16 protein-coding genes are annotated in these 16,465 nt (G+C 46.6%); 13 read left to right on the forward strand and 3 right to left on the reverse strand.

Annotated features, from left to right (window positions below):
- Window positions 1–28: 28 nt before the first annotated feature.
- From purC to purD, 9 genes are all read left to right on the forward strand, one after another.
- Window positions 29–754: a phosphoribosylaminoimidazolesuccinocarboxamide synthase gene (gene purC / locus AC0OMA_RS03735; RefSeq protein WP_047182206.1), complete on the forward strand. Its 726-nt coding sequence runs from the start codon at window positions 29–31 to the stop codon at window positions 752–754.
- Window positions 747–1,001 (forward strand): phosphoribosylformylglycinamidine synthase subunit PurS, encoded by a 255-nt coding sequence (gene purS, locus AC0OMA_RS03740; RefSeq protein WP_003219409.1) that lies wholly within the window; start codon window positions 747–749, stop codon window positions 999–1,001. Before purC ends, purS begins: the two co-directional genes overlap by 8 nt.
- On the forward strand, window positions 998–1,681 hold the full coding sequence (gene purQ, locus AC0OMA_RS03745) for a phosphoribosylformylglycinamidine synthase subunit PurQ (protein ID WP_014663062.1): 684 nt from the start codon (window positions 998–1,000) through the stop codon (window positions 1,679–1,681). Before purS ends, purQ begins: the two co-directional genes overlap by 4 nt.
- Window positions 1,665–3,893: a phosphoribosylformylglycinamidine synthase subunit PurL gene (gene purL / locus AC0OMA_RS03750; protein WP_049140793.1), complete on the forward strand. Its 2,229-nt coding sequence runs from the start codon at window positions 1,665–1,667 to the stop codon at window positions 3,891–3,893. The genes purQ and purL overlap by 17 nt, the downstream gene beginning before the upstream one ends.
- Complete coding sequence (purF, locus tag AC0OMA_RS03755; RefSeq protein ID WP_003233947.1) at window positions 3,869–5,299, forward strand: amidophosphoribosyltransferase; 1,431 nt, start codon at window positions 3,869–3,871, stop codon at window positions 5,297–5,299. Before purL ends, purF begins: the two co-directional genes overlap by 25 nt.
- A 101-nt stretch (window positions 5,300–5,400) precedes the next feature.
- Entirely contained in the window at window positions 5,401–6,441 is a 1,041-nt protein-coding gene (gene purM, locus AC0OMA_RS03760) for a phosphoribosylformylglycinamidine cyclo-ligase (RefSeq protein ID WP_003233945.1), read from the forward strand.
- Window positions 6,438–7,025 (forward strand): phosphoribosylglycinamide formyltransferase, encoded by a 588-nt coding sequence (purN, locus tag AC0OMA_RS03765; protein WP_474221919.1) that lies wholly within the window; start codon window positions 6,438–6,440, stop codon window positions 7,023–7,025. The genes purM and purN overlap by 4 nt, the downstream gene beginning before the upstream one ends.
- Window positions 7,022–8,560 (forward strand): bifunctional phosphoribosylaminoimidazolecarboxamide formyltransferase/IMP cyclohydrolase, encoded by a 1,539-nt coding sequence (purH, locus tag AC0OMA_RS03770; RefSeq protein ID WP_474221920.1) that lies wholly within the window; start codon window positions 7,022–7,024, stop codon window positions 8,558–8,560. Before purN ends, purH begins: the two co-directional genes overlap by 4 nt.
- A gap of 15 nt (window positions 8,561–8,575) precedes the next feature.
- A complete protein-coding gene (gene purD, locus AC0OMA_RS03775; RefSeq protein WP_015383001.1) occupies window positions 8,576–9,844 on the forward strand; it encodes a phosphoribosylamine--glycine ligase in 1,269 nt (422 codons plus the stop codon).
- A 40-nt stretch (window positions 9,845–9,884) separates the two neighbouring features.
- Here purD and AC0OMA_RS03780 read toward each other — a convergent pair whose 3' ends face one another.
- A complete protein-coding gene (locus AC0OMA_RS03780; protein WP_015252648.1) occupies window positions 9,885–10,304 on the reverse strand; it encodes an Lrp/AsnC family transcriptional regulator in 420 nt (139 codons plus the stop codon).
- A gap of 143 nt (window positions 10,305–10,447) precedes the next feature.
- Here AC0OMA_RS03780 and AC0OMA_RS03785 point away from each other — a divergent pair, with 143 nt between their 5' ends.
- On the forward strand, window positions 10,448–11,722 hold the full coding sequence (locus tag AC0OMA_RS03785) for an APC family permease (RefSeq protein ID WP_181218474.1): 1,275 nt from the start codon (window positions 10,448–10,450) through the stop codon (window positions 11,720–11,722).
- Between the two features lie 14 nt (window positions 11,723–11,736).
- Here AC0OMA_RS03785 and AC0OMA_RS03790 read toward each other — a convergent pair whose 3' ends face one another.
- Window positions 11,737–11,964: a YgaP family membrane protein gene (locus AC0OMA_RS03790; RefSeq protein WP_047182212.1), complete on the reverse strand. Its 228-nt coding sequence runs from the start codon at window positions 11,962–11,964 to the stop codon at window positions 11,737–11,739.
- Window positions 11,965–12,092: 128 nt separating this feature from the next.
- On the opposite strand from AC0OMA_RS03790, the gene AC0OMA_RS03795 reads away from it, so the two are divergent.
- From AC0OMA_RS03795 to AC0OMA_RS03805, 3 genes are read left to right on the forward strand one after another with little or no spacing between them, the layout of a single operon-like run.
- Window positions 12,093–13,835: an adenine deaminase gene (locus AC0OMA_RS03795; protein WP_181218475.1), complete on the forward strand. Its 1,743-nt coding sequence runs from the start codon at window positions 12,093–12,095 to the stop codon at window positions 13,833–13,835.
- 26 nt (window positions 13,836–13,861) lie between these two features.
- A complete protein-coding gene (locus tag AC0OMA_RS03800) occupies window positions 13,862–14,857 on the forward strand; it encodes a DUF3048 domain-containing protein (RefSeq protein ID WP_015383005.1) in 996 nt (331 codons plus the stop codon).
- A 2-nt stretch (window positions 14,858–14,859) separates the two neighbouring features.
- Window positions 14,860–15,174 (forward strand): YerC/YecD family TrpR-related protein, encoded by a 315-nt coding sequence (locus AC0OMA_RS03805; RefSeq protein ID WP_003219429.1) that lies wholly within the window; start codon window positions 14,860–14,862, stop codon window positions 15,172–15,174.
- Window positions 15,175–15,233: 59 nt separating this feature from the next.
- On the opposite strand, the gene AC0OMA_RS03810 is transcribed toward AC0OMA_RS03805, so the two are convergent.
- A protein-coding gene (locus AC0OMA_RS03810; protein ID WP_181220398.1) for an IS3 family transposase occupies window positions 15,234–16,384 on the reverse strand; the annotation gives its coding sequence in 2 pieces (ribosomal slippage) (window positions 15,234–16,111 and window positions 16,111–16,384; 1,152 coding nt in all).
- Window positions 16,385–16,465 lie beyond the last annotated feature (81 nt).

Consider the following 16,465-nt stretch of genomic DNA (forward strand, 5'->3'; position numbering starts at 1 on the left):
TCCCAACATTCGGGTTAGGAGGCCTTCCGTGAATATTGTGAAGAATGAACTTTTATACGAAGGAAAAGCAAAAAAGATCTACAAAACCGATGACGATAACACGCTGTATGTCGTGTATAAAGACTCCGCTACTGCCTTTAACGGCGAGAAAAAAGCAGAAATCAGCGGAAAAGGGCGCTTAAATAACGAGATTTCAAGCTTGATTTTCAAACATCTTCATGCAAAGGGCATTAACAATCATTTTATCGAGCGCATTTCTGAAACAGAACAGCTCATTAAAAAGGTAACGATCGTGCCGCTTGAAGTCGTCGTCAGAAATGTTGTGGCAGGAAGCATGTCCAAACGTCTCGGCATTCCAGAAGGCACGGAACTTGAACAGCCGATTATCGAGTTTTACTACAAGGATGACGCGCTGGGTGATCCGCTCATCACAGAAGATCATATTTGGCTTTTGAAGGCGGCGACTCCTGAGCAGGTAGAAACCATTAAGTCCATTACAAAAACAGTAAATGAAGAGCTTCAAAGCATCTTCGACGATTGTCATGTCAGATTAATAGATTTCAAGCTTGAATTCGGTTTAGATGCAGAAGGGCAAGTGCTTTTGGCGGATGAAATTTCTCCTGACACATGCCGCTTGTGGGATAAAGATACGAACGAAAAGCTGGATAAAGATTTATTCAGACGCAATCTGGGAAGCTTAACCGACGCATACGAAGAGATTTTCAAAAGACTGGGAGGCATTCATCATGTATAAAGTAAAAGTTTATGTCAGCTTAAAAGAAAGTGTACTAGATCCACAAGGGAGCGCTGTCCAGCATGCCTTGCACAGTATGACTTATAACGAAGTTCAAGATGTGCGCATCGGGAAATACATGGAGCTTACCATTGAAAAATCTGACCGTGATCTTGACGTGCTAGTGAAAGAAATGTGCGAAAAACTTCTTGCGAACACAGTGATTGAAGATTACAGATACGAGGTTGAGGAGGTAGTCGCACAGTGAAATTTGCGGTGATTGTGTTACCCGGCTCCAACTGTGATATCGATATGTATCATGCTGTAAAGGATGAGCTCGGCCATGAAGTGGAATACGTCTGGCATGAGGAAACAAGCCTTGACGGCTTCGACGGCGTGTTAATTCCGGGAGGATTTTCTTACGGCGACTACTTAAGATGCGGCGCTATCGCCCGATTTGCGAATATTATGCCAGCTGTCAAACAAGCAGCGGCTGAAGGAAAACCTGTTCTTGGCGTCTGCAACGGATTCCAGATTTTACAGGAGCTTGGCCTTTTGCCAGGCGCAATGAGACGCAACAAAGATTTGAAGTTCATTTGCCGTCCGGTTGAATTAATTGTTCAGAACGACGAAACATTATTCACAGCTTCCTACGAAAAGGGACAATCGATTACAATCCCGGTTGCCCACGGTGAAGGGAATTTCTACTGTGATGACGAGACGCTTGCTTCATTAAAGGAAAACAATCAAATTGCTTTCACATACGGCTCTAATATTAATGGAAGTGTCAGCGACATTGCCGGTGTCGTGAATGAGAAAGGCAATGTATTAGGCATGATGCCTCACCCTGAGCGCGCGGTCGATGAACTGCTTGGAAGCGCCGACGGTCTTAAATTGTTCCAGTCTATCGTGAAAAATTGGAGGGAAACTCATGTCACTACTGCTTGAACCAAGTAAAGAACAAATAAAAGAAGAGAAACTGTATCAGCAAATGGGTGTCAGTGATGATGAGTTTGCATTGATAGAATCCATTCTTGGAAGATTGCCGAACTACACAGAAATCGGAATTTTTTCTGTCATGTGGTCTGAGCATTGCAGCTACAAAAACTCAAAGCCGATTCTGCGTAAATTCCCGACAAGCGGCGAGCGTGTGCTGCAGGGGCCGGGAGAAGGCGCCGGAATCGTTGATATCGGTGATAACCAAGCGGTTGTGTTCAAAATTGAATCACATAACCACCCATCAGCTCTCGAGCCTTACCAAGGCGCTGCGACTGGCGTAGGCGGAATTATCCGTGATGTATTCTCAATGGGTGCACGTCCAATCGCTGTATTGAACTCTCTTCGATTTGGTGAACTGACTTCACCCCGCGTGAAGTACTTGTTTGAAGAAGTAGTAGCGGGTATCGCCGGATACGGCAACTGTATCGGCATCCCGACAGTCGGCGGAGAAGTGCAGTTTGACAGCAGCTATGAAGGAAATCCGCTCGTCAACGCCATGTGCGTCGGTTTAATCAACCATGAAGACATCAAAAAAGGCCAGGCGAAGGGTGTCGGCAACACAGTAATGTACGTAGGAGCGAAAACAGGGCGTGACGGCATCCACGGCGCTACGTTTGCTTCTGAAGAAATGTCAGACTCGTCTGAAGAAAAGCGTTCTGCTGTCCAAGTCGGCGATCCGTTTATGGAGAAGCTTTTGCTTGAAGCATGTCTGGAAGTCATCCAATGCGACGCCTTAGTCGGCATTCAGGATATGGGAGCTGCCGGTTTAACAAGCTCAAGTGCAGAAATGGCAAGTAAAGCCGGTTCTGGCATTGAAATGAACCTTGACCTGATTCCTCAGCGAGAAACAGGCATGACCGCGTATGAAATGATGCTTTCTGAATCACAAGAACGGATGCTTTTGGTTATTGAGCGCGGACGTGAGCAGGAAATCATCGATATTTTTGACAAGTATGATCTTGAAGCGGTTTCTGTCGGACATGTGACAGATGATAAAATGCTTCGCCTGACACACAAAGGAGAGGTTGTGTGCGAGCTGCCTGTTGATGCCTTGGCAGAAGAAGCACCGGTTTACCATAAGCCTTCTCAAGAGCCTGCTTATTATCGCGAGTTTTTGGAAACGGACGTTCCGGCTCCGCAAATTGAAGATGCGAATGAAACGCTGAAGGCCCTTCTTCAGCAGCCGACGATTGCGAGTAAAGAGTGGGTTTACGATCAGTATGACTACATGGTGCGCACGAATACAGTTGTCGCTCCTGGGTCTGATGCTGGTGTTCTCAGAATCCGCGGAACGAAAAAGGCGCTGGCGATGACGACAGACTGTAACGCGCGTTATCTCTATCTTGATCCTGAAGTCGGCGGGAAAATTGCTGTCGCTGAAGCAGCGCGCAACATCATTTGCTCAGGCGCAGAACCGCTTGCGGTCACAGATAACCTTAACTTCGGAAACCCGGAGAAGCCGGAAATCTTCTGGCAGATCGAAAAAGCGGCAGACGGCATAAGCGAAGCGTGCAATGTTCTCAGCACACCGGTTATCGGCGGTAACGTATCGCTTTATAACGAATCAAACGGCACGGCGATCTATCCGACACCAGTTATCGGCATGGTTGGCTTAATTGAAGATACAGCACACATTACAACACAGCATTTCAAACAAGCGGGAGATCTCGTATATGTGATCGGTGAAACAAAACCAGAGTTTGCCGGAAGCGAGCTGCAAAAAATGACAGAAGGCCGTATTTACGGCAAAGCGCCGCAAATCGATCTTGATGTAGAGCTGTCTCGTCAAAAAGCACTGCTTGACGCGATTAAAAAAGGCTTCGTTCAATCTGCGCATGATGTGTCTGAAGGCGGCTTAGGCGTAGCGATTGCGGAAAGTGTCATGACGACGGAAAACCTTGGCGCTAATGTGACTGTAGAAGGGGAAGCGGCATTATTATTCTCTGAATCTCAATCCCGCTTCGTTGTTTCAGTGAAAAAAGAACATCAAGAAGCGTTTGAAGCAACTGTCAAAGATGCGGTTCATATTGGTGAGGTAACGGCTGACGGAATTCTGGCGATTCAAAACCAAGATGGACAACAAATGATTCATGCGCAAACGAAAGAGCTTGAACGCGTATGGAAAGGAGCTATCCCATGCTTGCTGAAATCAAAGGCTTAAATGAAGAATGCGGCGTTTTTGGGATTTGGGGACATGAAGAAGCCCCGCAGATCACGTATTACGGTCTCCACAGCCTTCAGCACAGAGGACAGGAGGGTGCGGGCATCGTAGCGACTGATGGTGAAAAGCTGACGGCTCACAAAGGCCAAGGGCTGATCACTGAAGTATTTCAAAATGGCGAACTCAGCAAAGTAAAGGGAAAAGGCGCTATCGGGCACGTTCGGTACGCAACGGCTGGAGGCGGCGGATACGAAAATGTTCAGCCGCTCCTCTTCCGTTCCCAAAACAACGGCAGCCTGGCGCTTGCTCATAACGGAAACCTTGTCAACGCCACTCAGCTGAAGCAGCAGCTCGAAAATCAAGGGAGCATTTTTCAAACCTCTTCGGATACAGAGGTTTTGGCTCACCTGATCAAAAGAAGCGGACATTTCACGCTGAAGGACCAAATTAAAAACTCGCTTTCTATGCTGAAAGGCGCCTACGCGTTCCTGATCATGACCGAAACAGAAATGATTGTCGCGCTTGATCCAAACGGGCTGAGACCGCTATCCATCGGCATGATGGGCGACGCTTATGTGGTCGCATCAGAAACATGCGCATTTGACGTCGTCGGCGCAACATACCTTCGCGAGGTAGAGCCGGGGGAAATGCTGATCATTAATGATGAAGGCATGAAATCAGAGCGTTTTTCCATGAATATCAACCGTTCCATTTGCAGCATGGAGTACATTTATTTCTCCAGACCAGACAGCAATATTGACGGTATTAATGTGCACAGTGCCCGTAAAAACCTTGGAAAAATGCTGGCTCAGGAATCCGCAGTTGAAGCTGACGTCGTAACCGGGGTTCCGGATTCCAGTATTTCTGCGGCGATCGGCTATGCAGAGGCAACAGGCATTCCGTATGAGCTGGGCTTAATCAAAAACCGCTATGTCGGCAGAACATTTATTCAGCCGTCCCAGGCTCTGCGTGAGCAAGGCGTCAGAATGAAGCTGTCTGCAGTGCGCGGGGTTGTAGAAGGCAAACGCGTCGTGATGGTGGATGACTCTATCGTACGCGGAACAACTAGCCGCCGGATTGTGACGATGCTTAGAGAAGCAGGTGCGACAGAGGTGCATGTGAAAATCAGTTCACCGCCGATCGCTCATCCGTGCTTTTACGGCATTGATACTTCCACACATGAAGAATTAATCGCGTCTTCGCATTCTGTTGAAGAAATCCGTCAGGAAATCGGAGCCGATACCCTCTCATTTTTGAGTGTGGAAGGGCTGCTGAAAGGCATCGGCAGAAAATACGATGACTCGAATTGCGGACAGTGTCTCGCTTGCTTTACAGGAAAATATCCGACTGAAATTTACCAGGATACAGTGCTTCCTCATGTGAAAGAAGCAGTATTAACCAAATAAAACTTGAAAAATGACATAAAGGCAGCGCAGTTCGGCTGCCTTTCTCTTTCTGCCCTCGTTCGGGGAAATATTTTGAAAAGCGCCTTAAAGGAGTGAATAGGATGTCTGAAGCATATAAAAACGCAGGAGTTGACATCGAAGCCGGATATGAAGCTGTAAAACGAATGAAAAAACACGTGGAGCGCACGAAACGGCTTGGCGTTATGGGCAGCCTTGGCGGTTTTGGCGGCATGTTTGACCTGTCTGAGCTTTCTTATCAAAAACCAGTTCTCATTTCGGGAACGGACGGTGTCGGCACAAAATTAAAGCTCGCTTTTTCCATGGATAAGCATGACACGATTGGCGTGGATGCTGTTGCAATGTGTGTCAACGACGTGCTGGCACAAGGTGCAGAGCCGCTGTTTTTCCTCGATTATTTAGCGGTCGGCAAAGCGGACCCAGTGAAAATTGAACAGATTGTACAAGGTGTTGCGGAAGGCTGTGAGCAGTCAGGGTCAGCCTTAGTCGGCGGTGAAACGGCTGAAATGCCGGGGCTCTATACAGCTGATGAATACGATATAGCCGGTTTCTCAGTCGGAGTGGCAGAAAAGGATGAAATCGTGACTGGAGAAAACATCGAAGAGGGCCATCTGTTGATCGGCCTCAGCTCCAGCGGCCTTCACAGCAACGGCTTTTCCCTTGTCAGAAAAGTGCTTCTGGATGATGCGGAGCTGGACCTTGATACAACATATGAGCCGTTTGAACGCCCGCTTGGCGAGGAATTGCTTGAACCGACGAGGATTTACGTGAAGCCTGTGCTTGCCGCGGTCAAAAGCGGAAAAATCGACGGCATGGCGCACGTGACAGGCGGAGGATTTATTGAAAATATTCCGCGTATGCTTCCGGAAGGCTTAAGTGCGGAAATTGATCATGGCTCATGGCCGATCCCGCCAATTTTTTCTTTCTTGCAAGAGTATGGCAAGCTGAAGGAAGAAGACATGTTCAACGTCTTTAATATGGGTATCGGTTTTGTTTTGGCTGTCAAAGAAGAGCATCTGACAGATGTGATCGGAACGCTTGAAAGCCATGGCGAAAAAGCCTATTTAATCGGGCGCGTGAAAAAAGGTGAAGGCGTCACATTCGGCGGTGCGGCACTTTCATGAAAAAGTTTGCGGTATTTGCATCAGGAAACGGTTCAAACTTCGAAGCCATCGTTACGCGTTTGAAGGAGGAGAACTGGGATGCGTCAGCAGCGCTACTCGTTTGCGACAAACCGCAAGCGAAAGTCATCGAACGGGCGGAAGCATTCCGCATTCCATCCTTTGCATTTGAGCCCAAGTCTTATGAAAACAAGGCCGCATTTGAACAAGCCATTATTGAACAGCTTCGTCTTCACGAGGTTGAATTGATTGTTCTTGCCGGCTATATGAGGCTGATCGGTGATACGCTCCTTCAAGCATATGGAGGGAAAATCATTAACATTCACCCGTCGCTTCTTCCGGCGTTTCCTGGAATCGACGCAGTCGGACAGGCATACCGGGCGGGTGTGAAGGTGGCCGGAATCACCGTACATTATGTCGATGAAGGAATGGATACAGGTCCGATCATCGCTCAAAAGGCAATCGAAATTGATGAACATGATACATTGGAAACAATCGAACAGCGGATTCACAAGCTTGAGCATAAATGGTATCCGAGTGTGATTAAACAGCTATTAGGATTAAATAACAGAGGTGAAAAGGCATGACCATTAAACGTGCGTTAATCAGTGTTTCAGATAAAACAAATCTCGTTCCTTTCGTAAAAGAACTGACAGAGCTTGGCGTTGAAGTCATCTCCACAGGCGGAACGAAAAAGCTTCTTCAAGAAAACGGTGTGGATGTGATCGGAATTTCGGAAGTGACAGGCTTCCCTGAAATTATGGACGGCCGGTTAAAAACCCTTCACCCGAATATTCACGGCGGCCTTCTGGCGGTTCGCGGCAATGAAGAGCATATGGCGCAGATCAATGAACACGGGATTCAGCCGATTGACCTCGTTGTCGTCAACCTCTATCCATTTAAAGAAACGATTTCTAAAGAAGACGTCACGTATGAAGAGGCGATCGAAAATATCGACATCGGCGGACCGGGCATGCTGCGTGCGGCATCAAAGAACCATCAGGATGTCACAGTTATTGTCGATCCGGCCGATTACAGCCCAGTGCTGAATCAAATCAAAGAAGAAGGCAGCGTATCTCTTCAGAAAAAACGCGAGCTCGCGGCAAAAGTATTCCGTCATACTGCGGCATATGATACACTGATCGCTGACTATCTGACAAATGTTGTCGGTGAAAAAGAACCAGAGCAATTCACTGTGACATTTGAGAAAAAACAATCGCTTCGCTATGGAGAAAACCCGCATCAGGAAGCAACTTTCTATCAAACAGCTCTTCCTGTCAAAGGCTCCATTGCGCAAGCAGAACAGCTTCACGGAAAAGAGCTTTCTTACAACAACATTAAAGACGCGGATGCGGCAGTTCAAATCGTTCGTGAATTCACTGAGCCGGCTGCGGTTGCTGTGAAGCATATGAATCCGTGCGGCGTAGGAACAGGAAAAACGATCGCAGAAGCGTTTGACAGAGCGTTTGAAGCGGATAAAACATCTATCTTCGGCGGCATTATCGCGCTGAACCGTGAAGTGGACAAGGCAACTGCCGAAGCGCTTCATAACATTTTCTTAGAAATCATCATTGCGCCTTCATTCAGCCAAGAAGCGCTCGACGTCCTGACTGCGAAGAAAAATCTCCGTCTGCTGACGCTTGACGTATCCGTCGCTGTTCAAAAGGAAAAACAGCTGACATCTGTTCAAGGCGGGCTGCTGATTCAAGATTTAGATATGCACGGCTTCGATGATGCTGAGATTAGCATTCCGACAAAAAGAGAGCCGAACGAGCAAGAGTGGGAAGACTTGAAGCTTGCTTGGAAAGTCGTGAAGCATGTGAAATCAAATGCGATTGTTCTCGCGAAGGACAACATGACAGTCGGTGTGGGAGCAGGCCAAATGAACCGTGTCGGATCGGCAAAAATCGCCATCGAGCAAGCAGGGGAAAAAGCGAAGGGCAGCGCGCTCGGTTCGGATGCATATTTCCCAATGCCAGATACTGTCGAAGAAGCGGCAAAAGCGGGCGTTACAGCCATCATTCAGCCAGGCGGATCGATCCGTGATGAGGATTCCATCAAAAAAGCGGATGAATACGGCATTGCCATGGTATTCACCGGCATCAGACACTTCAAACATTAAGGGGATGAAAACGACGTGAATGTATTAATTATCGGTAAAGGCGGAAGAGAACATACGCTGGCGTGGAAGGCAGCGCAAAGCAGCCTCGTCGAGAATGTATTTGCCGCTCCCGGAAATGACGGCATGGAAGCTTCCGCACAGCTTGTAAACATTGAGGAAAGCGACCACGCAGGGCTTGTCTCGTTTGCAAAAGAAAACCAGGTCGGCCTGACCATTGTCGGCCCTGAGGTTCCTTTAATTGAAGGTCTGGTGGATCAATTTGAAAAAGCGGGTCTGCGCGTGTTCGGCCCTTCAAAAGCCGCGGCGATCATCGAAGGAAGCAAACAGTTCGCTAAGGATTTAATGAAGAAATACGACATTCCGACCGCAGAATACGACACGTTTACATCCTTTGAAGAGGCGAAGGCATATGTGCAGGAAAAAGGTGCTCCGATTGTGATAAAAGCAGATGGACTTGCAGCTGGAAAAGGCGTTACTGTGGCTATGACAGAGGAAGAAGCAATTGCATGTCTGCATGACTTTCTTGAAGATGAAAAGTTCGGTGATGCGAGCGCGTCCGTTGTCATTGAAGAATATCTTTCTGGTGAAGAATTTTCTCTGATGGCCTTTGTCAAAGGGGAAAAGGTGTATCCGATGGTGATTGCCCAGGATCACAAGCGTGCGTTTGACGGAGACAAAGGCCCGAATACGGGCGGAATGGGCGCTTACTCTCCAGTTCCGCAAATTTCGGAAGAAACGGTCCGCCATGCTGTAGAAACCATCGTGAAGCCGGCCGCAAAAGCAATGGTACAAGAAGGCCGTTCCTTCACTGGCGTTTTGTACGCTGGATTGATGCTTACTGAAAATGGCTCGAAGGTCATCGAATTTAATGCCCGTTTCGGCGATCCGGAAACACAGGTCGTGCTTCCGCGCATGGAATCTGATCTGGTACAGGTGCTTCTTGATCTTTTAGATGATAAGGAAGTTGACTTAAGATGGAAGGATACCGCGGCAGTGAGTGTTGTGCTTGCATCAGAAGGGTATCCGGAAAGCTACGCAAAAGGCACGCCGATCGGCAGCCTTGCAGCAGAAACAGAGCAGGTCGTGGTTTTCCATGCCGGAACGAAAGCTGAAGGCGGAGAGTTCGTTACAAACGGGGGCCGCGTTGCCAATGTAACGGCTTTTGATGAAACGTTTGAAGCGGCTAGAGACCGAGTGTACAAAGCGGTTGATGAAATTTTCAAACCGGGACTCTTTTTCAGAAAAGACATTGGGGCACGCGCTTTAAAGGCTGCTCAAAAATAAGTGAGGAAAACCCGCAGATTAGCTGCGGGTTTTTTTGTTATCAAAAAGCGGGATGGCAGCTGGAAGAAGAAAGCACAACGAGCGTGGTTGGTTTTCCATGGGCCATCGAGGCGTCAATAAAATCCTCAAGCGTATGTACCGATTCAGTCACGACCTTTGTCACATAGCTGTACATACCCGTGATGCGGTGGTTTTCTGCTACATCAGGGTGCGATGTTGCAAAGGCGGCGTAGTGCTTGCAGCTTTTTGGCTCCATGAGAATAAAAGCGGTGACATGCTTGTTTAGTTTTTCGTAACAGATATTCGCACTGTAGCCGGTAATCACTCCTTTGTCTTCAAGCTTCCTGACACGCTCCGCCGCGCTTGGCGAACTGAGTCCGACAAGCTTTCCCAGCTCAACCATCGTTAATCTGCCGTTTCGCTGCAAATGCGAGAGAATCTGAAGGTCTGTATCGTCCATTTGTCCGGCTCCTTTACATATTTAGGCGAATGAATGAAAATTCCTTTGATCGTAAGGTAATGCTGTTGATTTACCTTCATTGTAGCATATGGATGCCGTCTTATTTTTTCTATAATAAAGCCATCAACGGGAGAGGAGGCATCATGTTGCCAGAATTACAGCGCTCTATTACTTGGATGCAAGGAACGGCGTTAACGATTGGGGCGGTTTTAGGCTGCGGGATATTAATCCTGCCGTCTGTTACCGCGGATACGGCCGGTCCGGCTTCTTTATTTATCTGGGTATTCATGTCTTTTTTATCTTTTCTTCTCGTCGGCACGCTGGCACGGCTTGTGAAAATCGCGCCCAGCGCGGGAGGAATCACGGCTTATGTGCAGCTGGCTTTTCAGCAAAAAGCCGGAGCGATTTTGGGCTGGATCATGTTAGGGTCTGTGCCGATAGGCGTTCCCGTCATTGCTTTGACTGGCGCGCATTACGTCAGTTACGTCACAGAGGCGGCGGATTGGCAGATTACATTGATTGCTGGTTGTATGCTGGCTATATCTATTTTGCTTCATATGAGAGGAATTCAACTATCTGCAAACATCAGTACACTCGTTATTTGTGTCATCGTATTTCTGCTTGTCACTTCTATTGCTGTGTCATTGCCACACGTCACGATAGCAGAATTCAAGCCGTTTCTTCCGCATGGCTGGTCTGCCGCGGGATCTGTTTCAGTTATGATTTTTTTCTCTTTTGTAGGCTGGGAAATGATTACCCCGTTGGCTGAGGAATTTCATCGCCCTGAAAAAGATGTCCCGCTCAGCTTGTTTTTGGCAGCGTCTTGTGTGGCAGGGCTGTATATCATGCTGTCATTTGTGACGGTGGGAACTCATTCATACGGTGAGAATGGAGAAATTGCATCGCTTGCCATGCTCATCTCAAAAGGAGCAGGGGAAAGCGATGTATATGTCACGGTATGTTTAGCGCTGTTTATTACATTCGCCACCATTCATGCCAATATTGCTGGTTTTTCCAGAATGGTGTACGCATTGGCGAGGGAGGGGCACATTCCCGTATATTTTGGAAAACTGAATGCGACAAAACGTACGCCTATTCGCGTTTTGACAGCGATGACTGCAGTGTTTGGTTTAGTGCTTGCAGCGCATGGCGTGTTTCAAATCGATTTGACAACTCTGTTGAAAGGGCCGAGCGCAGCTTTCATCGCATCTTACATATGTACAATGGCGGCAGCACTGAAACTCCTGAGCTGGAGAGATTTAGGCTGGTGGATGGCGCTCGGAGCGTTTGTGGCGTGCACAGTGATTTACTCATTCAGCGGCTGGGCACTTCTTTATCCGGCAGTGCTGGCAGCTGCAGGATATTTCTATATGAAAACAAAGAGTGGGCATAAAAAAAAGCTCGATCACGTTTCGTGATCAAGCTTTTTCATTTATCCGTTATGCTGGCCGTTATTTCCAGAATCGCTGTGTTGAAACATGTAGGTCACAGGGCAGAATCGAAGGATTCCCGAACCCGCTTTCATGGCCCCCATAAAGATGTAAAAGAGATGCATTCTGCACCAAGGTTTTTTCGTAAACTTTGCGCTGGCGGCTGACATAATCGTCAATCCGCAGGCGATTCTGAACACGGCATTGATGAGACTGATGTTTGGCTTCAAGGAAATCCGCTCCTTTTACTTAAAAAAGTTTTTTAATCGAACCTTCAAAAATTTGTAACGTTTTTATCGTGCGTGATGAGGAAGGATGTGATACCATGAGTCTAATACATGTAAAGGAGAGTATGTGAATGTCCGAACGCACCTTTAACTGGAAAAACAAAGACATCAGGGCACAGGTTGATGTTGTAGACTCAAAGCTGCTTCCAACGCTCCTTTTACGGAATGCTCTCGTCTTAAATCCATATGTAAAACAATGGCTGAAAAAAAACATTTGGATTTATCAGGACCGCATTGTTTATGTGGGTCATGAACTTCCGAATAGAGCCGAAGAAATTCATACGATTGATTGTGAAGGAAAATACATTGTGCCAGGTTATATTGAACCGCACGCACATCCTTTTCAAATATATAATCCCCAAACACTGGCGGAATATGTGTCTCAATACGGAACAACGACATTCGTGAATGATAACTTATTTTTGCTTTTGCAAAGCGGAAAAAAGAAAGCGCTTACGATTTTGAATGAACTCAAAAAGCAGCCTGTCCAGTATTTTTGGTGGTCACGCTATGACCTCCAGACCGAGGTTCTGAACGAGGACCACGTCCTTCCATTTGACGTCAGAAAACAGTGGATTGAACATCCGGATGTGATTCAAGGCGGAGAAATGACCGGATGGCCTCGCTTGGTAGATGGTGATGATTTAATGCTCCACTGCATGCAAGCTACAAAGAAACAGCGAAAACGCATTGAAGGGCATTTTCCCGGCGCTTCTGATAAAACGCTTACAAAAATGAAGCTGTTCGGTGCGGATTGTGATCATGAAGCGATGACAGGTGATGAAGTGATGAGAAGGCTGGAACTGGGCTATTATGTTTCCCTTCGGAACTCTTCTATTCGCCCCGATGTAAGAAAAATCTTGCAAGAGCTGCATGAGAAGGGCTTCCGCTATTATGACCACTTCTTTTACACGACAGATGGCGCAACCCCGAATTTCTATAAAGGCGGCATGACAAACGAGCTGATTCGCATCGCTTTAGAAGAAGGTGTACCTGCAATCGATGCCTACAATATGGCATCATTTAATATCGCAAAGTATTACCAAATGGATGATTATTTAGGAGTTGTCGGACCGGGTAGACTGGCATCGCTCAACATACTGGAAGATCCGTTAAATCCGAATCCCGTGACTGTTCTGTCAAAAGGGACCAATCTGCGTGAAGACGGCTGTGATTTGAAGGCGTTTACAAAGACGGACTGGCACAAAGGCGGTCTTGTCCCGCTTGAGCTTTCATATGATATGACGATGGATGACTTGCAGTTTTCTATGCCGATGGGCGTGAAAATGCGGAATGCGGTTATTATGGAGCCGTATATGATTGAGATCGACAATTCGATGGAACAGCTCTCGTTTGACCATGATGAAAGTTATTTGACGATGCTCGACAGACACGGGAAATGGCGCGTCAATACGATGATAAAAGGGTTTGCCTCAAGCGTGCAGGGATTTGTAAGCTCTTTTACGACGACGGGCGACATTGTCGCGATTGGAAAAAATAAAGCGGATATGCTGCTCGCTTTTGCCCGCATGAAAGAAATCGGAGGAGGAATTGTTTTAGCGGAGAATGGAAACATTCTGCATGAAATCCCGCTTGCGCTGTGCGGCTGCGCCTCTTCGGAAGCGTATGAAGACGTGCTTGAGAAGGAACAAAAGCTGAGAGATCTTTTGACTGAAAGAGGCTATGAGTTTTGCGATCCTATCTATACGCTGCTCTTTTTGCAAAGTACGCACCTTCCGTATATACGCATTACGCCAAGAGGAATCTTCGACGTCATGAAAAAAACTGTACTCTTTCCATCGATAATGCGTTAAAATATAAAAGAGCAGGAAGCCGACATATGAAAAAATGGATGACAGTTTGCGCGCTGTGTTTCGTGTTTTTTCTGCTGGTATCCTGCCAGCAGAAGGATGCTGTCCCGGATACTGCAAAGAAGCAGAAAGCTCCTTTAACGGGGCTAAAGACTGAACAGAAGGTGACTGAACGCCGGCCTGTTGCTGTTGTGGTGAACAATCACCCGAAGGCGAGGCCGCAGTCGGGTCTGTCTAAAGCCGACATTGTCATAGAAGCGCTAGCCGAAGGGCAAATCACAAGATTTCTGGCCATTTTCCAAAGCCAGATGCCTGAAACTGTCGGACCTGTGCGGAGCGCGCGGGAATATTTCGTCACTCTCAGCAATGGCTTTGACAGCATATTTGTCCATCACGGCTGGAGCCCCGGCGCCAAAGAGCAGCTGGAATCCGGAGCTGCCGATTATATGAACGGATTGGATTTTGACGGAAGCTTATTTTGGAGAGCTGATTTCAGCAAACCGCCCCACAATTCCTATACGTCTTATGATTACATAAAAAAGGCGGCAGATCAAAAGGGGTATAAGCTGAAGCAGGAAACAAATCCGCTGCTGTTTCAAACATCAGATGCAAAACCTGCAAATGAATCTTACAATGTTCGGGTAGATTATGGAACAAATAACGTTACAAATCTTGTCGAATACAACTATGATAAAAAAGCTGAATCTTATACAAGAAGCTCTGATGGTGTCATAACGACAGACCGGGAAACCGGAAAGCCGGTTGCAATGCAAAATATTTTCATTGTTGAAGCCAGCCATCATATTATTGATCAAGATGGAAGGCGGGACATCGACTTGGAATCAGGAGGAAAAGGTCTGTTGTTTCAGCACGGAAACGTCATTGAAACAGACTGGAAACAAGTGAATGGCAGAATTGTGCCGGTAAAAGACGGCAAGTGGCTTCCGTTTGTGCCAGGAAAGACTTGGATCAATATCGTACCTGATCTTGATGCGGCTTCCATTAGTAAAGGAGAAGGTGTGTAACGATGCAAATCGATAAATTACGCGGCAAAGAGCTGGACCAGTTATTTAACTCGATCTTATCGCTGAAAGACCTGGAGGAATGTTACCGATTCTTCGATGATCTATGCACAATTAACGAAATTCAATCGCTGGCTCAGCGCCTTGAAGTGGCGCGCATGCTTCGCGAAGGAAACACGTATCATAAGATTGAAACAGAAACAGGCGCTTCCACGGCTACGATTTCCCGTGTGAAACGCTGCTTAAATTACGGGAATGACGCTTATGAAATGGCGCTTGACCGTGTGAAGGAAACGGAAACTGAGTCTTCTTCAAAATAAAAAACCGCCCTGCCGTCTGGGACTGACCCCCGTTTTTGAGACAGGGATCAAAACACCTTTTAAACAGCCAATTGCCGATAGTTTATCGGTGATTGGTTGTTTAGTTTCGTTTGAATACGAATATTGTTATAATAATGAATGTATTCTGTGACAGTGCGTTCTACGATGGCGGTCGTAGTACGATCAATGCTGTTCAGATAGAACGTTTCAGACTTTAATGAGGAATGAAACGATTCGATGGTGGCATTATCAGCGGGCGTCCCTTTGCGGGACATGCTCATGGTAATGCCTATTGTTTTAACAGCTTTCTGATACTCGTAAGATGTATACACAGATCCTTGGTCACTATGTAACACGCAGTTCTCGGGAAGTGTTGGCAGCTGATCAAGTGTATTTAGAACAAAATCTGTGTCCTGTTTATCTCCAATCGTAAAAGCAATCACTTCTCCATTGTATAAATCCAATATACTGGAAAGGTACAATTGTTTCTGTCCATAAGGCAAATAAGTGATGTCCGTTACTAGTTTTTCAAGAGGGCGATCAGACTGAAAGTTCCGATCCAATATATTATCGACTACGGCATATGGCTGCCCATTCTTCTTACGCTTTTTCACCTTAACTCGGCACTGCCACTGATTTTCCTGCATAATACGTTGAACCGTTTTATGGTTGATACACATTCCCTTTTTTAATATGGCTGTGATTTTCCGATATCCATATCGATACTTGTGCTCTCGGCACAACGTGCCGATTTGTTTTTCCAAATGGCGCTTGGGATGATCTTTCGTCAGATTCTTCTTCCAACGATAATAAGACGCACGTGAGATACCTAAATGAACACAGATATCCTGCACGGTCATTGTGCTGTGCAATACTTCTACAAGTTCGACTGACGTTTCGCTATCAACTTCCTTTCCAATTCGTTGTACTTTTTTAAAACTTCATTCTGTTGTCTCAGATAACGATTCTCTGCCTGCAGTTTCTCTAATTCGGAAGAATACTCCGGACCTTTTCCGTAAGTGTATTGCTTTCCAACAGGCTGTTCGAATCGATGTGTATCCCCAGCCTTATGCCATCTAACCCATGTCTGAACCTGTGTCTTATTCTTAATATTCAATTTCTGCATGATCTCTTTCATAGGCACGCCTGCCAATCTCATTTCTACAGCCTTCTGTTTAACTTCAACCGGATAACTCACTCTTGTCCCCATAGAAAAAACACCTCCAAGTCTAATTTCGGATAACAATCATCCGTTTTCAAACTTGAAGGTGTTTTTATTTGTCTCATCTTA

The organism is Bacillus sp. AMCV2, from assembly GCF_056033925.1.

Excerpts from the sequence above, each read along its gene's own strand:
- AC0OMA_RS03800 (WP_015383005.1), top strand. The coding sequence starts at position 13,862 with ATGAAAAAATGGATGACAGTTTGCGCGCTGTGTTTCGTGTTTTTTCTG.
- purS (WP_003219409.1), top strand. The coding sequence starts at position 747 with ATGTATAAAGTAAAAGTTTATGTCAGCTTAAAAGAAAGTGTACTAGAT.
- purL (WP_049140793.1), top strand. The coding sequence starts at position 1,665 with ATGTCACTACTGCTTGAACCAAGTAAAGAACAAATAAAAGAAGAGAAA.
- purF (WP_003233947.1), top strand. The coding sequence starts at position 3,869 with ATGCTTGCTGAAATCAAAGGCTTAAATGAAGAATGCGGCGTTTTTGGG.
- AC0OMA_RS03805 (WP_003219429.1), top strand. The coding sequence starts at position 14,860 with ATGCAAATCGATAAATTACGCGGCAAAGAGCTGGACCAGTTATTTAAC.
- purH (WP_474221920.1), top strand. The coding sequence starts at position 7,022 with ATGACCATTAAACGTGCGTTAATCAGTGTTTCAGATAAAACAAATCTC.
- AC0OMA_RS03780 (WP_015252648.1), bottom strand. The coding sequence starts at position 10,304 with ATGGACGATACAGACCTTCAGATTCTCTCGCATTTGCAGCGAAACGGC.
- AC0OMA_RS03795 (WP_181218475.1), top strand. The coding sequence starts at position 12,093 with ATGTCCGAACGCACCTTTAACTGGAAAAACAAAGACATCAGGGCACAG.
- purN (WP_474221919.1), top strand. The coding sequence starts at position 6,438 with ATGAAAAAGTTTGCGGTATTTGCATCAGGAAACGGTTCAAACTTCGAA.
- AC0OMA_RS03785 (WP_181218474.1), top strand. The coding sequence starts at position 10,448 with ATGTTGCCAGAATTACAGCGCTCTATTACTTGGATGCAAGGAACGGCG.
- purM (WP_003233945.1), top strand. The coding sequence starts at position 5,401 with ATGTCTGAAGCATATAAAAACGCAGGAGTTGACATCGAAGCCGGATAT.